The sequence below is a fragment of the Schumannella sp. GW821-FHT10F01 genome (assembly GCF_058809295.1).
This window is the reverse complement of sequence record NZ_JBXASM010000001.1, coordinates 414,972-433,706: the sequence shown is the minus strand read 5'-3', so window position 1 is coordinate 433,706 and position 18,735 is coordinate 414,972. Positions and strand designations below refer to the sequence as shown.

Below are 18,735 nucleotides of genomic sequence, written 5' to 3'. Positions count from 1 at the left end.
GGCGAGCCGCCTTCCGTCGGGGGTGGATGGTGCTGTTGCACGGAGGCTACGCCGACCTCCCCGACCCGGGCGAGGGCCGTCCAGCATCCGTCCGGCGGATCCGTGGGGCGCTCCATGACGCCCCGCGACGACGCCGGCGCACGCGGGCGGGATGATGGAGGCCGACCCCACGGAGGTGCCGCCATGCCGGACACGGAGACCACCAGCCCGCTGATCGACGCCGCTGCGCTCGCGCGGCTGCTGCGGGAGGATCCCGCCCTCGTGCTGCTCGACGTGCAGTGGACGCTCGGCCGCACCGACGGACACGACCGGTACCTCGAAGCGCACCTCCCGGGCGCCCGCTTCATCGACCTCGACACCGAGCTCGCGGCGCCGCCGTCGGAGGCCGGACGGCATCCGCTGCCCGACCCGGCCGTGCTGCAGGAGGCGCTCCGGCGCGCCGGCCTGCGCACCGGATCGACGGTGGTCGCCTACGACCAGCGCCACGGCTTCGCGGCCTCCCGGCTCTGGTGGCTGCTGCGCGATGCCGGCATCGCCGCGCAGGTGCTCGACGGCGGCCTCGCGGCGTGGGTCGCAGCCGGCGAGCCCGCCGAGTCCGGGGAGCCGTCGCCGGCGGCGCCCGGGGACGCCGTGGTCGCCCCCGGCTCGGCGCCCGCGCTGACCATCGACGAGGCCGCCGCACTGCCCGCGCGCGGCGTGTTGCTCGACGCCCGCGCCGGCGAGCGCTACCGCGGCGAGACGGAGCCGATCGATCCGCGGGCCGGCCACATCCCCGGCGCGCTGTCCGCCCCGACGGCCGACAACCTCGACGCCGAGGGACGCTTCCTCGCACCCGAGGCCCTGCGGGCTCGGTTCTCGGCGCTCGGCGCGGACGACGCCGAGGTCGGGGTGTACTGCGGGTCCGGTATCACCGCGGCGCACGAGGTGCTCGCACTCGAGCTGGCCGGCATCCGGGCGTCGCTGTTCCCGGGCTCCTGGTCGCAGTGGTCGCAGGACGACTCGCGGCCGGTCGCGGTCGGCGCGGAGGCGTGACGCCGGACTGAGGTGCGGTGCGGCGCGAAGCGGCCGCGTTCAGACGCCGGACGCCTTCCGTTCTCCGGCGCGCCGCCTGGACCGGACACGGTGGCGCCGATGTCCGAGCACTCCGCCCTCCTGCCCCGCACCGCCCGGGCGATCCTGACCGCGGTCCTGCTGCTGACGGCGGTCGCGGCGAGCGTGCTCTCGAGCGCGGCGACGGCGCAGGCGCACGGCTTCACCTCGGTCGTGCGGGCCGACGCGAGGTCCGCCGGCGACGACGGCGTGCGCGTGACGCTCGGGCTCGAGTACGACCTGCTGGTCGTGTCGGTCGCCTCGAGCCAGCAGGACGACCCGTTCTACCGAGAGGGCCAGCCGGCGTGGGACGACGGCGATCTCGCGGGGATGCGCACCGCGGCGGAGGACCATCTCGACTCGATCCGCGACTACGTGGCCGACCGCTTCACCGTCGAGGCGTACGGCGGCGCCGCCTGCACGCCGACGCTCGAGACGACGGTGACGGTGGCGGTCGACGACGCCCAGCAGGTGCCGTACGCGACCGTCGTGGCCGACTACGACTGCCCGCCGATGGGCGCCACCGAGCACGGGCACCGCATCACCTCGACGCTGTTCCCCGCCTCGGAGGACTTCGTGACGGGCGGCACCACGACGATCGTCGTCTACGACCTCGACGGCCGGTCCGGCTCGGCCACGCTCGACGCCGACCAGACCGGCTTCTCGACCGAGCAGGCCTGGTACGAGCGGTTCCTCGAGTTCTTCAAGCTCGGCGCCGAGCACCTGCTCACCGGTCCGGACCACATCCTGTTCCTGCTCGCGCTCATCGCCGGATCTCGGCGTCTGCGCGAGGTGGTGCTCGTCGCGACCTCGTTCACGATCGCGCACTCGATCACGTTCATCCTCGCCGCGCTGGGGGTCGTGAGCCCGCCCGGCATCATCGTCGAGCCGACCATCGCCTTCTCGATCGCCGCCGTCGCCGGCTGGTACGTGTTCCGCCTGATCCGCGACCGCGCGACCGCCGACCGGATGGAGGTCGAGTCGCGCAGCCACTTCGCGCTCGACCGCGCCGGCTGGCTGCGCCTCGCGATCGTGTTCGCGTTCGGCCTCATCCACGGTCTCGGGTTCGCGGGCGCCCTCGGCATCCGCGAGTCGTTCTCCTGGCAGCTGCTGTGGTCGCTGCTCGTGTTCAACGTCGGCATCGAGGCGGTGCAGATCGGACTCATCCTGATCCTGTTCCCGCCGCTCATGCTGCTCCGCCGCCGCAACCACCGTGCCGCGCTCTGGGTCACCGGCATCGTCGCGGGGCTCGTCGTCGTGATCGGGCTCATCTGGTTCGTGGAGCGGCTCGCGGGCGTGGAGGACTGGCCGGCCATCCCCGGTCTCTCCTAGCGGTCGCGGGCCGTCGGGCTAGCCTCGGACGGTGGGCGAGCGCGAGGACGTCATCGTGGTCGGCGCGGGGCTCGCGGGGCTGTCCGCCGCGCTGCGGCTCCGCGAGGCCGGCCGCGCCGTAAGAGTGCTGGAGGCGTCGGACGCCCCCGGCGGCCGGATGCGCTCGGACGTCGTCGACGGCTTCATGATCGACCGCGGCTTCCAGGTGCTCAACACCGCCTACCCCGAGGTGCGACGGCTCGGTGCGCTGCGGGGTGTGCCGGTGGGCGCGTTCGTCTCCGGGGCGCTGCTGCGCCATGGCGACGCGCTCATCCCGGTCGGCGATCCGCGCCGGATGCCGGGCGCTGCGGCCGGACTGCTCCGGGCGCCGCTCGGCTCGGTCGGCGACCGCATCCGCCTCGGCGCGTTCCTGGCCGGTCTCGCCGCCGAGCCCGCCGGCCGCATCCGGGCCCGCCGCGACGAGCCGTTCTCCCGGACGCTGCGGCGCCGCCGGATCGCGGGCGGCCCGACCGCGTCGTTCCTCCGTCCGTTCCTGTCGGGCGTGCTGCTCGACGGCGAGCTCGAGACGTCGAGCCGGTTCGCCGAGTTCGTGCTGCGCTCGTTCGTGCGCGGCGCGGTCGTCGTGCCGCGCGAGGGCATGGGCGCCGTGCCGCGGGCGCTGGCGGGCCGGCTCGGCGACGCGGTCTCCTACGGCGCGGCCGTGGATGCCGTCCGGCCCGGCGAGGTCGACGTCGCCGGCACGACGCTCGCCGCGCGCGAGGTGATCGTGGCGGCCGATCCGGCCACGGCCGCGCGGCTGCTCGGCATGCCGGCCCCGCGGATGCGCGCCGCGACCACCGTCTGGCACACGACGTCCGAGCCGCCGGTGCGCCGCCCGGTGCTCGCGCTCGACGCGGACGGCGGCCCGATCACGTCGAGCGTCGTGCTGTCCGCCGCGGCGCCGTCGTACGCGCCGCCCGGCCGGTCGCTCGTGGCGACCTCGACGCTCGGCGCCGACCCGCTGCCCGAGCCGGTGCTCCGCCGCGAGCTCGCACGACTGTGGGGACGCGCGGTCGACGACTGGGAGGTCGTCGCGGTGTCGCGCATCCCGGCCGCGCTGCCCGCGCTCCCGGGCGGCAGTCCGCTGCGGCGGCCGGTGCGACTGGCTCCCGGTCTGCTCGTCGCCGGCGACTGGCGCGACACCCCGTCGATCCAGGGGGCGCTCGTCTCCGGGCGTCGCGCCGCCGACGCCGCGCTCGGCTGAGTCAGACGCAGAGCGCGGCGGCCCACGCCGAGCGGTTCGCTGCGAGGTGCTCGGCCACCGAGGCCCAGTACGGGCCGTGCCCGTCGAGGAACATCGAGCCCCACGGCTCGACGCCGGCGTCGTGCGCGTCCCGGAGCATCGCGTGCATCGCCGCCGCCCGCGCCGCGAGCGTCTCGACGAGGGCCGACCGCAGCGCGGCATCCGCGTCGTAGCCGTCGACGACCGCGGCGAGCCGACGCGCGCCGACGGGGACGGGCTGCCCGGGCCGGAGCCCCGCGAACGCCTGGGCGGAGTAGGCGAGGTCCCAGCGGCGCGTGCTCGGGGCGGCGCCGTCCCAGTCGATGAAGACCTCGCGATCGCCGAGCACGAGGTTCCACGGGGTGAGGTCGCCGTGGCAGACGAGGTCCGCCGCGCCCGACGGATCCGGGATCAGCGCCGCCGGCCCGCCGGCCGGCCACGGGAGGCCCTCGCTCGCATCGTGGATCGCGCGGATCGCGCGTCCGACGCGGACGAGCGTGCGATCGGCGAGCGCGTCGACATCGTCCGCCAGGACGCCGGGGACGAACTCGATCACCTGGCGGCCCCGCTCGTCGCGCCCGAGATGCCGCGGGGCGTCGACGCCGCGAGTGCGGATCGCCTCCACGAACCCGGCGACTGCGGGCGTGCCGGGCAGCCAGGGCTTGCGGACGGTGTCGCCGACCCGCACGACCCCGGCCGTGGCGTTGCCGCCGGTGAGCGGGGTCTCCGCCGCGCTCACTCCTCCTCGTGGAACGACGGCATGTACGACAGCCCGACGAGGATGCCCTCTGGGCTGAGGAACCGGGCGGTCTCCTGACCCCACGGCTCCGTCGCCGGCCCGGCGAGGATCCGCTGGCCGGCGGCCGCGAGCTCCGCGGCGCCCTCGGCCACGGCCTCCCGCGACGGCAGCTCGAACTCGAGCCACGACTGCGGCACCGGCAGCTCCGCCGGCCAGTCGCTCGTGCCGAACGTGGCCTCCGCGGCCTGACTCAGCGGCCAGAGCCCGAACACCTTCGCGCCGCCGAGGTGCTTGGCGTGGAAGTAGTCGGGCGCGATCTCCTCGAGCTCGAGGCCGAGCACGCCGGACCAGAAGTCCGGCATCTCGCCCGCGCGGCCGATCGGGCCGTAGCCCGCCACGTACTGGATATCCATGCCGACACCCTACGGACGGCCTCCGTCGGGATCACCCCCGAAGAGGGACCGCTGGGTGCACTTGACGCAGGAATGCAGAAGTGTATTGTTGCAGTCCTGCAAGATCCGCCATCGCCGGCGCCTCAGCGCCGTCGATGCACGCGCGCGCGGCGCCGACCCGACACCGAATCGTAGGTCTTCGTGTCCACCGCCACCGCACCGGCTCAGGTGCCCTCGACCGCCCCCGGGGGCGCGCCGATCATGTCTCACCGGCAGATCCTGCTGGTCATCTACGGCCTCATGGCCGGCATGTTCCTCTCCGCCCTCGACCAGACCATCGTCGGCACCGCGATCCGCACCATCGGCGACGACCTCCACGGGCTCGACCAGCAGGCCTGGGTCACCACGGCCTACCTGATCACCTCGACCATCGCGACGCCGATCTACGGCAAGCTCTCCGACCTGTTCGGACGCCGTCCGCTCTTCATCTTCGGCATCGCGGTGTTCCTGCTCGGCTCGCTCCTCGCGACCTTCTCGACCTCGATGCTCATGCTGGCCGGCTTCCGTGCCGTGCAGGGCATCGGCGCCGGCGCGCTCATGTCGCTGCCGCTCGCGATCATGGGCGACATCCTCGCCCCCCGCGAGCGCGCGAAGTACCAGGGCTACTTCTTCGCGGTCTTCGGCATCTCGTCGGTCATCGGCCCGCTCGTCGGCGGCCTGTTCGCCGGGGCCTCCCAGATCCTCTTCGTCGACGGCTGGCGCTGGGTGTTCCTGATCAACCTCCCGATCGGCGTCGTCGCGCTGTTCATGGTCATCACGTTCCTGCACCTCCCGAAGTTCGAGCGCAACACGGCCCCCCGCATCGACTGGTGGGGCGCCACCGCGGTCATCGTGACCCTCGTGCCGCTGCTGCTGGTGGCCGAGCAGGGCCGCGTCTGGGGCTGGGCCTCCGCCGGCTCGATCGCCTGCTACGTGATCGGCGCCCTGGGTCTCGTGGCGTTCATCGTCATCGAGACGTGGATGAAGGACGACGCGATCATCCCGTTGCGCCTCTTCCGCTCGCGCGTCTTCTCGATGTCGACCATCCTCGGCGTGCTCGTCGGCTTCGGCATGTTCGGCGCGATGCTGACCATCCCGCTCTACCTGCAGATCGTCACGGGGCTGAATCCGACCGAGTCGGGCTTCGCGATGATCCCGATGGTCGCCGGCCTCATGACGGCCTCGATCGCGTCCGGTCAGATCCTGTCGAAGACCGGGCACTACCGGATCTTCCCGATCACCGGCACCGCGCTCATGGCGGTCGGCTTCCTGCTGCTGACGTTCATGACGATCGACACGCCGCTCTGGTACATGATGATCGGGATGTTCGTGATCGGCCTCGGGCTCGGTCAGCTGATGCAGACCCTCACGATCGCCGCCCAGGGCTCGGTCGAGCCGCGGCAGATGGGCGTCGCGACCAGCGCCGCCACCTTCTTCCGCCAGATCGGCGGCACGCTCGGCACCGCGATCCTGCTGTCCGTGCTGTTCACGCTGCTGCCGACGAACATCTCGACCGCCACGGCCGACCAGTCGCTGCTGAAGCCGGCGCTCAACGCCGCGCTGAACCCGGCCGTCGCCGAGAAGCGCGAGAACGCCGCGATCATGAAGCAGATCTGGACCCCGATCGTCACCCCGATCGAGGAGCAGATCCAGACCACGCTCGACGGCGTCACGAAGCAGGTCACGGCGGCGACCGCCGGCGCCCCGGCGCAGGTCGTCGACCAGGCCCTGGCGGGCGCCGCCGAGAAGGCGCACGCCTCCGTGATCGACGGCAAGCTCGCCGTGGACTGGACGGATGCGAGCCAGCGCTCGTACTGGACCGACCAGCTCGCGCCGAAGATCGCCGACAAGATCGCGGACGCCGACACCTCGTCGTCGAGCAGCTCCACCGAGTCGACGAGCGACACCTCGTTCCTCAACGGGGCCGACCGCCGACTGGCCGCGCCGTTCCTGACAGGGTTCAACGCGTCCACGATCGTCATCTACTGGGTGGCGCTCGGCGTGGTGCTCCTCGCCTTCGTGCTGAGCCTGTTCTTCAAGGTGCCGCCGCTGCGGCAGCGCTCGGCGCTGCAGGAGCAGGCCGACGCCGCCGGCATGACCGACACGGGCACGATCCGCACGCAGAGCGTGTGAGGTCAGAGCCGGGCGGCGCCTTCGGGCGCCGCCCGGCTCGCCCATCCGCAGGAGAAGCGAACCCGACATGACCATCACCGACGCGGACGCCCCGTCGCTCCGCGAGCGCAAGAAGCTGCAGACCCGGCGCGCCCTGCACGAGGCCGCCTTCCGCCTCATCGACGAGCAGGGCCTCGACGCCACCACCGTGGAGCAGATCTGCGCCGCGGCGGACGTCTCGCCGCGCACCTTCTTCAACTACTTCCCGTCGAAGACGGCCGCCGCGCTCGACCTGCCGGAGTCGGCCGTCGAGGCGGAGCAGGCCGAGCGCTTCCGCACGGCCGAGGGCTCCCTCGTCGACGCCCTCTGCGACGTGATCGCCGGCGGCAGCGGCGGCGCCGCGCGGCACGCGCAGCTCAAGGGGCTCGTCACGCGGCGCCCGGAGCTGCTGCCGACGCTGACCCAGGGCATGATCGCGCTGCGCGGCTCGTTCATCGATCTCGCGGCGACCCGCGCCGCCACCCGTGAGGACGCCGAGCTCGCCGTCGCGCTCGTCATGACCGCACTCGGCAGCCTCGCGCACCGCGAGGCGGGCGGCGAGGTGCCGGATATCGATGCGGCCGCGCTCCGCACCCGCGCGGACGCGCTCGCCCGCGTGCGCGACGAGCCGCTCGCCGACCCGGTCTGAGTCCGGCGCCGGGGCGGATCGCGACCGCGACGGCGCACGCCGACCGGCTCGGCGCACCCGACCCGATCGTGTCAGGATCGTGCCATGAGCGCCGCCGCCGAATCCGATCTCCTCGCCCGGACCCCGAACCGGCTCCTGATCGGGGGCGACTGGGTCGACGCCGCGGACGGCCGGGAGTTCGACGTGCAGGATCCGTCGACCGGCGCCGTGATCGCGCGGGTGGCGAGCGCCTCCGCCGCGGACGGGATGCGCGCGCTCGACGCGTCCGTCGACGCCGCCGCCGAGTGGGCCGCCACCGCGCCGCGGAAGCGCGGCGAGCTGCTCCGCGGGGCGTGGGAGCTGCTGCAGGAGCGCCGTGCCGACTTCGCGCTGCTCATGACGCTCGAGATGGGCAAGCCGCTGGCCGAGGCCGACGGCGAGGTCACCTACGGCGGCGAGTTCCTGCGCTGGTTCTCCGAGGAGGCCGTCCGCATCTCCGGCCGCTACGGACCGAATCCGGAGGGCACCGGCCAGATCGTCGTGAGCCACCGCCCGGTCGGGCCGTCGTTCCTCATCACGCCGTGGAACTTCCCGCTCGCGATGGCGACCCGCAAGATCGCCCCGGCCCTCGCTGCCGGGTGCACGGCCGTGGTGAAGCCCGCGGCGCTGACCCCCCTGACGACGCTCGCGTTCGCGCAGCTGCTCATCGACGCCGGCCTGCCCGCCGGCGTCGTGAACGTCATCCCGACCGACCGCACCAGCGAGGTGTCCGAGCCGATCATCGCCGACCCGCGGCTGCGCAAGCTGTCGTTCACCGGGTCGACGCCGGTCGGCCGCGCCCTGCTCAAGCAGGCCTCGGAGGGCGTGCTGCGCACCTCGATGGAGCTCGGCGGCAACGCCCCGTTCCTCGTCTTCGAGGACGCGGACCTCGAGAAGGCCGTCGACGGCGCGATGCTCGCCAAGTTCCGCAACATCGGCCAGGCGTGCACCGCCGCGAACCGGTTCCTCGTGCACGAGTCGGTGGCGGACGCCTTCGGCGCGAAGATCGCGGAGCGCGTCGCCGCTCTGAAGGTCGGCCGCGGCACCGACGACGGCGTGACCATCGGCCCGCTCATCGACGGCAAGGCCGTGAAGAACACCGCCGAGCTGGTGGCCGACGCCCGCGACCGCGGCGCGAGCGTGCTGACCGGCGGCGACGCCATCGAGGGCGACGGCACGTTCTTCCAGCCGACCGTCATCAGCGGGCTGTCGTCCGAGGCCCGCATGGTGCGCGAGGAGATCTTCGCGCCGGTCGTCGGCATCGTGCCGTTCCGCGACGAGGCGGAGGCCGTGCGGCTTGCGAACGCGACCGAGTACGGGCTCGTCGGCTATGCGTACACGAAGGACCTCGCCCGCACGCACCGGCTCATCGAGTCGATCGAGACCGGCATGCTCGGCATCAACGTCGGCGTCGTGTCGAATGCGGCCGCGCCGTTCGGCGGGGTGAAGCAGTCCGGCATGGGCCGCGAGGGCGGCGCCGAGGGCATCTTCGAGTACCTCGAGACGAAGTACACGCTGATCCCGGCGACGACCGCCTAGGGCGAGGAAGTCCTAGAGGTACCGCTCGAGGAACGGCCCGCGGAACTTCCGCTGCGGGTCGAGCCGCGCGACCAGCGCGCGGAACTCGTCCGCCTTCCCGTAGGCGGCGAGCGGATCGGGGGTGGCGAACAGCTTGCCCCAGTGCGGCCGGGCGCCGAGCGGCAGCAGCACGTCCTCGAGCCGGGCGCAGACCGCGAGCACCTCGGGCACCCGCCGCTGCCAGGTGAAGTGCAGTCCCACCGTGTCGCGGCCCTGCGCCGGGCTCAGCCAGAGGTCGTCGCCCGCCATCGTGCGCACCTCGGAGATCATCAGCAGCGGCGCGATCGTCTCGCGCAGGCCGTACAGCGCGCGGATCGCCTCGCCGGCGCGCTCGCGCGGCAGCAGGTACTCGCTCTGCACCTCCTCGCCGGCGCTCGGCGTGAACTCGAACCGGAAATGCGGCAGCCGCTCGTGCCACGGACCGGGCACCCCGCCCTGCTGCGTCGTGGAGGCGGCGTCGATCTCCATGATCATGTGGCGCTGCGTGGTGCGCGCCGGGCTGCCCAGCACGGCGGCCGGCGCCGCGCCGTCCTCCACGCGGCGCTTCACCCAGAGCGAGTCGATCACCCCGGGCTCGAACGCCGTGAAGGCGCTGACGCTGTAGCCGAGCGCGGTGATGTCGTCGAAGCCGTCGAGCCACGCGTCGAGCGGCAGCCGGTCGTAGACGGTCTGCGCGAGCTCGAAGCCCGGCACCACGTCGAGCTCGACACGCGTCACGATGCCGAGCGCGCCGAGCGACACGACCGCGCCGTCGAAGTCGGGGTCGCCACGGCGGATCCAGCGCAGCCCGCCGTCCGCGGTCATCAGCTCGAGACCCGCGACCGCCGCGCTCAGCGTGCGGTTGCGGTCGCCGGAGCCGTGCGTGCCGGTCGCGATCGTGCCGGCGACGGAGATGTGCGGCAGGGAGGCGAGGTTCCCCAGTGCCAGCCCGTGGCGGTGCAGCTCGGGCGCGAGCCGGCCGTACGGCACCCCGCCGCCGACGCGCACGATCCGGGCCTCCGCGTCGACCTCGATCGCCGCCGGCAGCGACGCCGTCGACACGAGCACACCCGAGCTCTCCGCGATGTCGTGGAACGAGTGCCCCGAGCCGACCGCGTGCACCCGGTCGTGGGCGACGACCACGTCCCGCAGCGCGTCGATGCTGTCGGGCGCCGCGATCTCCGGTGCCGTGAACTCGTAGCTGCCAGACCAGTTGCGCATGGGCTCATCCTTCCCTGTCCCGTCGCCGCCGCGCGAGGATGGACGGGATGAGCAGCGACGCCCGCATCCGCATCCGCCCCCTGCCGACGCCCGCCCGGATCGACGACCGCATCTACGGCCACTTCCTCGAGTCCGCGTTCTTCCGCAACATCGAGGGCGGGGTGGTCGACGCGGGCTCGCGGTTCGCGGTGGGCGGCGACGGTCCGCTGGCGGAGGCGCGACGCGACGTGATCGACGCCTGCCTCGAGCTCGGGCTGCCGGTCGTGCGCTGGCCCGGCGGCAACTTCACCTCCGGCTACCGCTGGCAGGACGGCACCGGGCCGCGCGACGACCGGCCGCGCCGGCTCGAGCTCGCCTGGGGCAGCGTCGAGTCGAACCGGTTCGGCACGCCGGAGTTCCTCGCCTGGTGCGAGGAGGTCGGCACGACCCCGTACCTCGCGCACCGCGGCGACGATGTGGAGGACGCGGTGCGGTGGGCGGAGTACGTGCTCTTCCCGGGTGACACGGAGCTCACCCGGCGACGTGCCGCCGACGGCCGCGACCGGCCCTGGGACGTGCCGCTCTGGGGGCTCGGCAACGAGGTCTACGGCGAGTGGCAGCACGGGCACCGCCCCGTCGAGCGCTACGTCGCCGACACCCGCGAGCATGCGCGGTTCCTCGACCAGGTCGCGGGGCCCCGTGAGATCGTCGCGGTCGGGCACACCGATCAGGCGTGGCTGAAGCCGGTGGTCGCCGGACTCGGCGACGTGGTCGACTTCGTCTCGATCCACCTCTACGGCGCCGCCCTGCACCGGATGCTCGGCACCGGGCCGGAGGCCGCCGACGCGCGGGCGGACGAGTTCGCGGCCATCGCCGCGCAGCCCGCGTACGTCGAGGCGGAACTGGCGGCGGCATCCGATCTCATCGCGGCGACGCCGACGGTGCACGGGGCGAAGCGGGCGCTGGCGATCGCGCTCGACGAGTGGAACATCCGGCACCTGGAGCCGGCCGCGGGCGCCGAGCCGGAGCCCGCGGACGACGGCGGCTCCACCCCGACGACGGGCCCGGCATCCGCGTTCGACGTGCCGCGCTGGCGGGTGAACCGATACAGCTCCCGCACGCTCGCGGACGCGCTCTTCTCCGCCGGGGTGTTCCACGCGCTGCATCGCGCCGCCGGCCGCGCCGTGCCCGTGCGGATGGCGAACACCGTCAACCTCGTCAACGCGAACGGGCTGCTCGAGGTGCGGCCGGACGGGGTCGTGCGCTCGGCGACCTACGCGGTGTGGGACCTGTATCAGAACCACCTCGGCCGGGTGCCGCTGTCGGCCGAGGTCGAGGGGCCGTCGCGCTCGATCGACCTGCGGCTCGGCGCGGTGGATGCGCCGGCCGACCTGCGCACGATGCCCGACACCTCGGCGATGCTCGACGTGTCGGCGACGACGGCGGATGACGGATCGCTGCGCCTCGCCGTCATCAACCGCTCGCCCTCCGACGCGATCACGGCGCGGCTCGAGCTGCCCGACGGCCCGCTGTCCGGCGCGGTGACGCGGCGCACGCTCGGCGCCGGGGTCGACGACCTGTTCGCGGTGAACCGGCTCTCGGACCCGGCGCGCGTGGTGCTCTCGGCCGAGGAGCGGATCGACGTGCGGAACGGCGACGTGGAGTTCCCGGCGCACTCGGTGACGCTCCTCATCGCGTCGGATGGCTGAGCCCCCTTCGGATGGCTGAGCCCCCTTCGGATGGCTGAGCCTGTCGAAGCCTCGACGCCGAATCCGCTGGCTGAGGAGCGCCGTCGACGGCGCGTCTCGAAGCCTCACGAAGGGCGGCCTCAGAAGTCGGCGAGCCTCGGCTGCGTCCGGTCCTCCGTCGCCACCAGCACGTCGAGCAGCTGCTCCTGCATCGCGAGCCGGCGCGCGGCACCCTCCGGCCGGGCCCAGAGGTTCACGTGCTCCCCGGGATCCGCGGCCAGGTCGTACAGCTCGCCGTCGCGCTCCCGCCCGGTCGCGGGCGGACCGTGGTGCACGACCACCTTCCAGTCCTCGGTGCGCAGCATCGTCGTGAACACCGGCTCCGGATAGGGGATGCACGCGTTGCGGTACTCGCTGAGCACCCAGCCGCGCTCCTCCGCCCACTCCCCCGTGCGCGCGAGCCCGAGCAGGCTCGTGCCCTGGGCCCGCGGCAGCAGGTCAACCCCGACGGCCTCGAGCAGCGTCGGGGCCAGATCGATCCACTGCACGAGCTCGTCGCGCACTGCGCCGGCCGGCAGCTCGCCCGGCCACCGGACGATGAGCGGCACGCCCACCGAGCAGTCGAACATCATCGGGCCCTTGAGCAGCATCCGGTGGTCGCCGAGCAGCTCGCCGTGGTCGCTCGTGAACACGACGATCGTGTCGTCGGCGAGCCCGAGGTCGTCGAGCGCGGTGAGGATGCGGCCCACCTCGTCGTCGACGAGCGTCACCATCGCGTAGTACTCGGCGACGATGCCCTGGATCTCGTCCGCCGTGTACTCCTCGAAGCCCGGCAGATGGCCCGCGTACGACCGCGCCGACGCCTCCCGGTAGATCGCGGGCTTGTCGTCGAGGTCGTGCTCGTCGCCGCTCGGCCGCGGCAGCGTCGCCGGGTCGTAGCGCTCCAGGTACTCGGGCGGGGCGCCGAAGCCGTGGTGCGGATCGAAGAAGTTCGCGACGAAGCAGAACGGCGCATCCGGCTCGCGCGTCTCGCGGAGGAAGCGGATGGCCTCCTCGCCCACCCAGTGGCTGTAGTGCGACTCGGTCGGCAGCCGGTCCATCGCATCGTTGCCGCCGAGCTCGAGCGTCGCGTCGAGCAGCCCCGGGAACTCGCGCTCGAGCCACGAGTGGTACGCGTTGTCGGGGCTGCGCACGTAGGGGTCGTGCGCCCACTCGAACACCCGGAAGCCGTCGTCGACGCGCGGCTCGGTGCGGCCGCCCCAGGCGGCGCCGAGGTGCAGCTTGCCGGCGAGTCCGCAGTCGTAGCCGGCGTCGCGGAGGGCCGCGGTGAACAGCCGCTCGGTCGGCGGCAGGTCGACGCCGTTCGCCCAGAGGCCGTGGCTGCGCGGGTAGCGGCTCGTCATGAGGCTCGCGCGCGACGGCGCGCACACCGGCGACTGCACGAAGCAGTGCGAGAACCGCACCCCCTCCGCGGCGAGGCGGTCGAGGTTCGGCGTCGAGATGTGCGGGTTGCCGGACGCGCCGAGCGCATCCCAGCGCTGCTGATCGGTGCAGATGAGGAGGATGTTCGGGCGGCGGGCTTCGGACGGCGTGGCTTCGAGACGGCGCTGGCGCGCCTCCTCAGCCATCGGATCTTCGCCGCTCACGCGTAGCTCCCGTCGTCCAGGCCGCTCATGCTCGGGTCGTAGTCGACGCCGCCGACGTCGTACATCGACGTCATCCAGTGATGGAAGTTGTCGCCGCGGTCGCGGAGCGCGGTGTACAGCCGCCGCATCATCCGGTCCCGCACCTCGCGCAGCTCCGGGTGCGCGTACCGGTTGTGCAGCTCGTCCGGGTCGAGCTCGAGGTCGTAGAGCTCGTTGACCGAGTCGGGGTTGACGACCAGCTTGTAGCGGCGGTCGCGGAGCATCCGCTGCGGGTACGGGAAGTGGTGGCCGTGGAACTCGCAGAGCACGTCGTCGGACCACTCCGGCTGCTCCCCCGCGACGAGCGGCAGCAGGCTGCGGGAGTCGACGGCGGGCGACGGATCGAGTCCGGCGAGCGCAAGGATCGTGGCCGTCGAGTCGGTGAGGGTGACGAACTCGTCGCGCACCTGGCCCTCCGGCATCCCGGGCACGCGGATGATCCCGGCCGTGCGGTAGATGTCCTCGTACATCGCCGGGCCCTTGTCGTGCAGCCGATGGGCGCCGGTGAACTCGCCGTGGTCGCTCGAGAAGAACACGGCCGTGTCCTCGAGTCCGAGCTCGTCGAGCGCGTCGAACACCCGGCCGAGCTGGCGATCGATCATCGTGACGTAGCCGTGGTAGACGGCGATGAGCTTGCGGCTGACGTCCTCGGGGATGGTGTCGAACGTCCAGTGCGCCGAGTAGTTGCGCTGCACCGGCGGTTTGCCGACGAAGGTCTCCTGCACCGAGGCGGGCAGCTCGATCTCGTCCGGGTCGTACAGGTCGAAGAACTCGTCGGGCAGCAGGTAGGGCAGGTGCGGCCCGAAGTAGTGCAGGGCGAGGAAGAACGGACGGCCGTCCTCCCGCCTGCCGGCCGCGTACTCGCGCAGCTGCGCGATCGCCCGGTCGGCGAGGAAGCGCTCGAAGGTCGCCTCCTCCGGCTGCTGCAGCCGCGCGGCGAGCAGGTTGCCCGGCCCGCCGTTCGGGAACGTGCCGCGGATCAGGTCGGTGATCGCGTACGGCGGATGCCCGTGCTCCTCGAGCCAGGCGAGGTACTCGGGCGCGTCGACGGGGTTGTGCCAGCCGGGCAGGTCGGGCCCGTCGAAGCCGAAGTCGGCGGCCGCCTTGTGCGTGCCGGCGTGCCACTTGCCGATGAGCCCGAGGCGGTAGCCGGCATCCTGGAGCGCACCAGCGAAGGTGAACTGGTCGTCCGCCAGGTCTTCGAGGTAGCCGACGTTGCGCTCGGCGTTCGCCAGCAGCCGGTGCCGGAACGGGGCCGCACCGGTCAGCAGGCTCGCGCGAGCGGGCGTGCAGATCGCGGTCGGGGTGTACCAGCGGTCGAAGCGGGTGCCGGAAGCGGCGAGCCGGTCGAGCGCGGACGTGCTGACCGAGCTGCCGTAGGCGCCGAGCGTGTCCACGCGGTGCTGGTCGGTCAGGACGTAGAGGATGCTGCGAGGCGTCGTCGTCGACATGGTGGGATCCTTCCCGATCTCAGAGCAGCTGGGTGGCGGCGCGGGCGCGGGCCGCGAGCACGTCGGGATACGGGATGACGCCGACCGCGTCGGCCTGCCGCTGCCACGCCGCCGCGAGCTCCGCCACGAGCTCCGGATGCTCGGCCGCGCGGTCGTGCGACTCGCTGCGGTCGACCGCGAGGTCGTAGAGCTCCCACGCCGAACCGTCCTCGCGCACGAGCTTCCAGTCGCCGCGACGGAAGGCCGCGTTGCCGATGTGCTCCCAGAACAGGTCGCGGGTGGGCTCGGCCGCCGCACCGCGCAGCAGCGTGAGCATGCTGCGCCCGGGCGGCGCGGGCAGCGGCGTACCCGCGCGCTCGACGGGGGCGGCGACGCCGGCCGCCTCGAGCAGGGTGGGCACGACATCCGTCAGCTGGTTCGGGCCGGCGGCGAGCCGCCCGGCTGGGAGGCCGCCGGCCGGCCACGACACGATGAGCGGCGTCGAGATGCCGCCCTCGTGCACCCAGCGCTTGTAGAGCCGGAATGGCGTGTTCGACAGGTTCGCCCAGGCGATGCCGTAGCTGGAGTAGGTGTCCTCGGTGCCGGGATGGATGTGCGGAGCGTTGCCGACCTTGATCGGCGAGCCGTCCTCCGCGTGTGGCGGGATGATCAGGCGGTGCCCGCGGAACTCCTCCTGGTGCGCCGGCTCGGCCGACAGCTCCTCGGCGCAGCCGCCGTTGTCGGAGAGGAACAGCACGAGGGTGTCGTCCTCGGCGCCCGCGTCGCGGAGCGCGTCGAGCACCCGGCCGACGGCTCGGTCCATCGCATGCACCTGCGCGGCGTATGCCTCCATCCGCTCGAGCTGCCAGGCCTGCTCCGGCTCGTCGGACCACGCCGGCACGGTCGGGTCGCGGCGGTCGAGGGTCGCGTCGCCGTCCAGCAGCCCGTCCGCCACCTGGCGCTCGCGGCGCTGGCTCCGCAGCGCGTCCCAGCCCTCGTCGAAGCGGCCTCGCACGGCCTCGACATCCTCCGGCAGCGCGTGCAGCGGCCAGTGCGGCGCCGTGAACGCGACGTAGGCGAGGAACGGCTCGTCGCCGGCCGCGGCCTCGGTCACGAAGTCCGCCGCGCGGCGCCCGATCTCGTCCGTGTAGTAGAAGTCGGCGGGGAGGTCCGCCGCGTCGATCGGCGTCTCCTGATCGTGGAGCGTCGTCGGCCGGAAGTAGCTGGCCGCGCCGCCGATCGTGCCCCAGAAGGACTGGAAGCCGCGGCGGGTGGGCCACGACGCGGACGGCGTCTCGCGCTCCGCCGACATGTGCCACTTGCCGACCATGCCGGTGCGGTAGCCGGCATCCCCGAGCGTCTCGGCGATGGTCGCGCAGCGCTCGTTGAGACTCCCCCGGTAGCCGCCCTCGCCGTCGTCGTTCACGAGCTCGCCGATGCCGGTCTGGTGCGGATGCAGCCCGGTCAGCAGCGACGCGCGCGACGGGCTGCAGCGTGCCGTGTTGTAGAACTCGCTGAGCCGCACGCCCCGCGCCGCGAGCCGGTCGACGTTCGGCGTCGGGATCTCGCCGCCGTAGCAGCCGACGTCGGAGAACCCCATGTCGTCGACGAGCAGGATCACGATGTTCGGGCGGGCGCTCATGCGGCGGTCCTCTCGGGGGCGGTGCCGTGGTGTCGACGGCGGGGATGGCGCGGTTCGCTAGTCTCGGCCCGATGATCAACCGCCTCGAGGTCGTGACGCTGAGCCTCCTGCGCGCGCGGCCGCGCACCGGCTACGACGTGGCGAAGTGGCTCGAGACGGCCGGGCCGTTCGTCGGGTACTCGGCGCAGACCTCGCAGGTCTACCGGCAGATGCGCGCGATGGAGGACGGCGGGCTCACCCGCTCCGCCGTCGAGCAGCGCGATGCCGGGCCGGACGCGCGCGTCTACTCGGCCACCGAGGAGGGCATCGCCCGGCTCGAGGAGTGGATCGACTCCCCCTACGTGCCCTCGCCGCGGCCGCTCGACCCGGACTTCCAGGTGCGGCTGCGCTTCAGCGCGGTGCGCGGACCCGGCAAGCTGCTCGAGCTCGTGCGCATCGAGCTGGCCGAGCGGCGCCGGTCGGAGGCCGCGGCCCGCGTCCACGAGTCGGACGCGATCGACCGCGGCGTCGCGGAGCTGCTGCCCGACGACGCCCCCGACGCGCAGCGGGCGTGGATGCGGGAGGCCGGTCTCCTGCAGCAGGACCGCGGCCATCTCATGGTCGGCAGCCTCGTCACCTGGCTGGAGATCGCGGAGCTGCGGCTGGCCGGGATGGTGGCCGAGCGCGGCTGAGCCGGACGCAGGCGGATCGCCCATGGTCTCCGCATCCTCATCGATCGGGTCACCACTAATCTACAAGTGGAATATGGCGCTCGGCAATGCGTCGGACGCTCGACACCGGCTGGGAAGCGGGGCACGGTCGGACGCGGCCGTTGCGGCAGCCGCTACCGTCGCGATGTGGCCGAGACCTACACCGCAGTGCTGAGCGATCCCGACGACCCGGAAGCGCGCGCGGTGTACCCGGGCGTCTTCTTCCAGCAGGACGGCTCGCCCGTGGCGCGCGTGCGCCTCCGCTACGAGGACGAGAGCGGCGAGTCGCGCGTCACCGACTACCGCCTGGTCGGGCCCGTCGAGGAAGGCCACATCGAGTACGCCCGCGGGGACGACCGCCCCTACGAGCCCGGCCCCCCGGACGACGCGGACTGGCTCGTCGACGCTCCCGGCCCCGCGCGGAGCTGATCACCGCCGGGTCGGCGCAGCCGCTAGGCGCGCACCTCGAGCAGCTTCTCGTCGCCGGTGATGATGCGCCAGACGAGCTCGGCGAGCTGCTCCGGCGCGACCCGGCGGATGGAGGCGCGCTGGGCCTCGGTGAGCGGCGTCGTCTCGAGCAGCTCGGCTGCGGCGCTGCGGTCGATCACGCCGTCGATCTGCAGGCTCGCCACGCGCACCCGGCTGCCCTCGCAGCGCAGGCTCGCGTCGAGGTCGATGAGGTGGCGCAGCAGCGCGGCCTGGGCGTCGGCGTCGCGGGAGGCGGCATCCGAGGGCGTCCGCACCGGGCCGCGCTGGGCGACGATGATCGAGCCGGAACCGCGGGCGCGCATGCCCGGCAGCACCTCGTGGATGATCGACACCGGGGTCACGAACGGCACGGAGAGCTCGGACTCCAGCTCGTCGCCGTCGAGCTGTACGGCGGGCACCTGCTGCGGATGCGCGTCCGCCGGCGCGTAGACGACAGCGTCGATGCCGGGTAGCCAGCGCTGCAGATCCGCGGTCTCGCGGGCCGCGGCGCGGTGGTCGGCGAGGTCGACGACGTGCTCGGTCACCCCGGCGCCGGCCTCGCGGAGCACGGTCGCCGTCGCGGCGACGCGGGACGGCGTCCGGCCGACCAGGTGGATGGTGAAGCGCTCGGCCGCGAGACGACGCCCGACCTCCAACCCGAACGCCGGACCGGCTCCGAACAGCAGCGCATGGCGGCGCATCCCGT

General features: G+C 73.3%; 16 protein-coding genes. 9 read left to right on the top strand and 7 right to left on the bottom strand.

Annotated elements, in window-relative coordinates:
• Window positions 1–183: 183 nt before the first annotated feature.
• The 3 genes from AC1RSJ_RS02165 to AC1RSJ_RS02155 all read left to right on the top strand — a co-directional run bounded on the left by AC1RSJ_RS02165 (window position 184) and on the right by AC1RSJ_RS02155 (window position 3,664).
• The gene (locus AC1RSJ_RS02165) at window positions 184–1,032 is read left to right on the top strand and encodes a sulfurtransferase (RefSeq protein WP_493116679.1); all 849 of its coding nucleotides are present in this window, start codon (window positions 184–186) and stop codon (window positions 1,030–1,032) included.
• A gap of 99 nt (window positions 1,033–1,131) precedes the next feature.
• Window positions 1,132–2,421 (top strand): HupE/UreJ family protein, encoded by a 1,290-nt coding sequence (locus tag AC1RSJ_RS02160; RefSeq protein ID WP_493116678.1) that lies wholly within the window; start codon window positions 1,132–1,134, stop codon window positions 2,419–2,421.
• A 31-nt stretch (window positions 2,422–2,452) separates the two neighbouring features.
• Window positions 2,453–3,664: an NAD(P)/FAD-dependent oxidoreductase gene (locus AC1RSJ_RS02155; RefSeq protein WP_493116677.1), complete on the top strand. Its 1,212-nt coding sequence runs from the start codon at window positions 2,453–2,455 to the stop codon at window positions 3,662–3,664.
• Between the two features lies 1 nt (window position 3,665).
• On the opposite strand, the gene AC1RSJ_RS02150 is transcribed toward AC1RSJ_RS02155, so the two are convergent.
• Window positions 3,666–4,421, bottom strand: coding sequence for a phosphotransferase (locus AC1RSJ_RS02150; RefSeq protein ID WP_493116676.1), 756 nt, complete (start codon window positions 4,419–4,421; stop codon window positions 3,666–3,668).
• Window positions 4,418–4,834, bottom strand: a complete 417-nt coding sequence (locus AC1RSJ_RS02145) for a VOC family protein (protein WP_493116675.1) — start codon at window positions 4,832–4,834, stop codon at window positions 4,418–4,420. The genes AC1RSJ_RS02150 and AC1RSJ_RS02145 overlap by 4 nt, the downstream gene beginning before the upstream one ends.
• Before the next feature lie 240 nt (window positions 4,835–5,074).
• Here AC1RSJ_RS02145 and AC1RSJ_RS02140 point away from each other — a divergent pair, with 240 nt between their 5' ends.
• From AC1RSJ_RS02140 to AC1RSJ_RS02130, 3 genes are all read left to right on the top strand, one after another.
• A complete protein-coding gene (locus tag AC1RSJ_RS02140; protein ID WP_493116674.1) occupies window positions 5,075–6,985 on the top strand; it encodes an MDR family MFS transporter in 1,911 nt (636 codons plus the stop codon).
• A 67-nt stretch (window positions 6,986–7,052) separates the two neighbouring features.
• Window positions 7,053–7,652, top strand: a complete 600-nt coding sequence (locus AC1RSJ_RS02135; RefSeq protein ID WP_493116673.1) for a TetR/AcrR family transcriptional regulator — start codon at window positions 7,053–7,055, stop codon at window positions 7,650–7,652.
• A gap of 84 nt (window positions 7,653–7,736) precedes the next feature.
• A complete protein-coding gene (locus AC1RSJ_RS02130) occupies window positions 7,737–9,209 on the top strand; it encodes an NAD-dependent succinate-semialdehyde dehydrogenase (protein WP_493116672.1) in 1,473 nt (490 codons plus the stop codon).
• Window positions 9,210–9,221: 12 nt separating this feature from the next.
• On the opposite strand, the gene AC1RSJ_RS02125 is transcribed toward AC1RSJ_RS02130, so the two are convergent.
• Window positions 9,222–10,448, bottom strand: a complete 1,227-nt coding sequence (locus tag AC1RSJ_RS02125; RefSeq protein ID WP_493116671.1) for an FAD-binding protein — start codon at window positions 10,446–10,448, stop codon at window positions 9,222–9,224.
• 47 nt (window positions 10,449–10,495) lie between these two features.
• Here AC1RSJ_RS02125 and AC1RSJ_RS02120 point away from each other — a divergent pair, with 47 nt between their 5' ends.
• Complete coding sequence (locus tag AC1RSJ_RS02120) at window positions 10,496–12,136, top strand: alpha-L-arabinofuranosidase family protein (RefSeq protein WP_493116670.1); 1,641 nt, start codon at window positions 10,496–10,498, stop codon at window positions 12,134–12,136.
• Window positions 12,137–12,255: 119 nt separating this feature from the next.
• Here AC1RSJ_RS02120 and AC1RSJ_RS02115 read toward each other — a convergent pair whose 3' ends face one another.
• From AC1RSJ_RS02115 to AC1RSJ_RS02105, 3 genes are read right to left on the bottom strand one after another with little or no spacing between them, the layout of a single operon-like run.
• Window positions 12,256–13,761, bottom strand: a complete 1,506-nt coding sequence (locus AC1RSJ_RS02115; protein ID WP_493116669.1) for a sulfatase-like hydrolase/transferase — start codon at window positions 13,759–13,761, stop codon at window positions 12,256–12,258.
• Window positions 13,758–15,251, bottom strand: a complete 1,494-nt coding sequence (locus tag AC1RSJ_RS02110) for a sulfatase family protein (RefSeq protein ID WP_493116668.1) — start codon at window positions 15,249–15,251, stop codon at window positions 13,758–13,760. The genes AC1RSJ_RS02115 and AC1RSJ_RS02110 overlap by 4 nt, the downstream gene beginning before the upstream one ends.
• Window positions 15,252–15,270: 19 nt before the next feature.
• Window positions 15,271–16,872, bottom strand: a complete 1,602-nt coding sequence (locus AC1RSJ_RS02105) for an arylsulfatase (protein WP_493116667.1) — start codon at window positions 16,870–16,872, stop codon at window positions 15,271–15,273.
• A gap of 71 nt (window positions 16,873–16,943) precedes the next feature.
• Between AC1RSJ_RS02105 and AC1RSJ_RS02100 the strand changes: the two genes are divergently transcribed.
• Window positions 16,944–17,543 carry a PadR family transcriptional regulator gene (locus tag AC1RSJ_RS02100; protein WP_493116666.1) on the top strand — a complete coding sequence of 200 codons (600 nt, stop codon included), beginning with the start codon at window positions 16,944–16,946 and terminating at the stop codon, window positions 17,541–17,543.
• 165 nt (window positions 17,544–17,708) lie between these two features.
• On the top strand, window positions 17,709–17,990 hold the full coding sequence (locus tag AC1RSJ_RS02095) for a hypothetical protein (RefSeq protein WP_493116665.1): 282 nt from the start codon (window positions 17,709–17,711) through the stop codon (window positions 17,988–17,990).
• A 23-nt stretch (window positions 17,991–18,013) separates the two neighbouring features.
• On the opposite strand, the gene AC1RSJ_RS02090 is transcribed toward AC1RSJ_RS02095, so the two are convergent.
• Complete coding sequence (locus AC1RSJ_RS02090; RefSeq protein WP_493116664.1) at window positions 18,014–18,730, bottom strand: SDR family NAD(P)-dependent oxidoreductase; 717 nt, start codon at window positions 18,728–18,730, stop codon at window positions 18,014–18,016.
• Window positions 18,731–18,735 lie beyond the last annotated feature (5 nt).

Coding starts and splice junctions, on each gene's coding strand:
- AC1RSJ_RS02160 (WP_493116678.1), top strand. CDS start 1,132: ATGTCCGAGCACTCCGCCCTCCTGCCCCGCACCGCCCGGGCGATCCTG.
- AC1RSJ_RS02140 (WP_493116674.1), top strand. CDS start 5,075: ATGTCTCACCGGCAGATCCTGCTGGTCATCTACGGCCTCATGGCCGGC.
- AC1RSJ_RS02130 (WP_493116672.1), top strand. CDS start 7,737: ATGAGCGCCGCCGCCGAATCCGATCTCCTCGCCCGGACCCCGAACCGG.
- AC1RSJ_RS02090 (WP_493116664.1), bottom strand. CDS start 18,730: ATGCGCCGCCATGCGCTGCTGTTCGGAGCCGGTCCGGCGTTCGGGTTG.
- AC1RSJ_RS02105 (WP_493116667.1), bottom strand. CDS start 16,872: ATGAGCGCCCGCCCGAACATCGTGATCCTGCTCGTCGACGACATGGGG.
- AC1RSJ_RS02120 (WP_493116670.1), top strand. CDS start 10,496: ATGAGCAGCGACGCCCGCATCCGCATCCGCCCCCTGCCGACGCCCGCC.
- AC1RSJ_RS02165 (WP_493116679.1), top strand. CDS start 184: ATGCCGGACACGGAGACCACCAGCCCGCTGATCGACGCCGCTGCGCTC.
- AC1RSJ_RS02100 (WP_493116666.1), top strand. CDS start 16,944: ATGATCAACCGCCTCGAGGTCGTGACGCTGAGCCTCCTGCGCGCGCGG.
- AC1RSJ_RS02135 (WP_493116673.1), top strand. CDS start 7,053: ATGACCATCACCGACGCGGACGCCCCGTCGCTCCGCGAGCGCAAGAAG.
- AC1RSJ_RS02145 (WP_493116675.1), bottom strand. CDS start 4,834: ATGGATATCCAGTACGTGGCGGGCTACGGCCCGATCGGCCGCGCGGGC.
- AC1RSJ_RS02125 (WP_493116671.1), bottom strand. CDS start 10,448: ATGCGCAACTGGTCTGGCAGCTACGAGTTCACGGCACCGGAGATCGCG.
- AC1RSJ_RS02110 (WP_493116668.1), bottom strand. CDS start 15,251: ATGTCGACGACGACGCCTCGCAGCATCCTCTACGTCCTGACCGACCAG.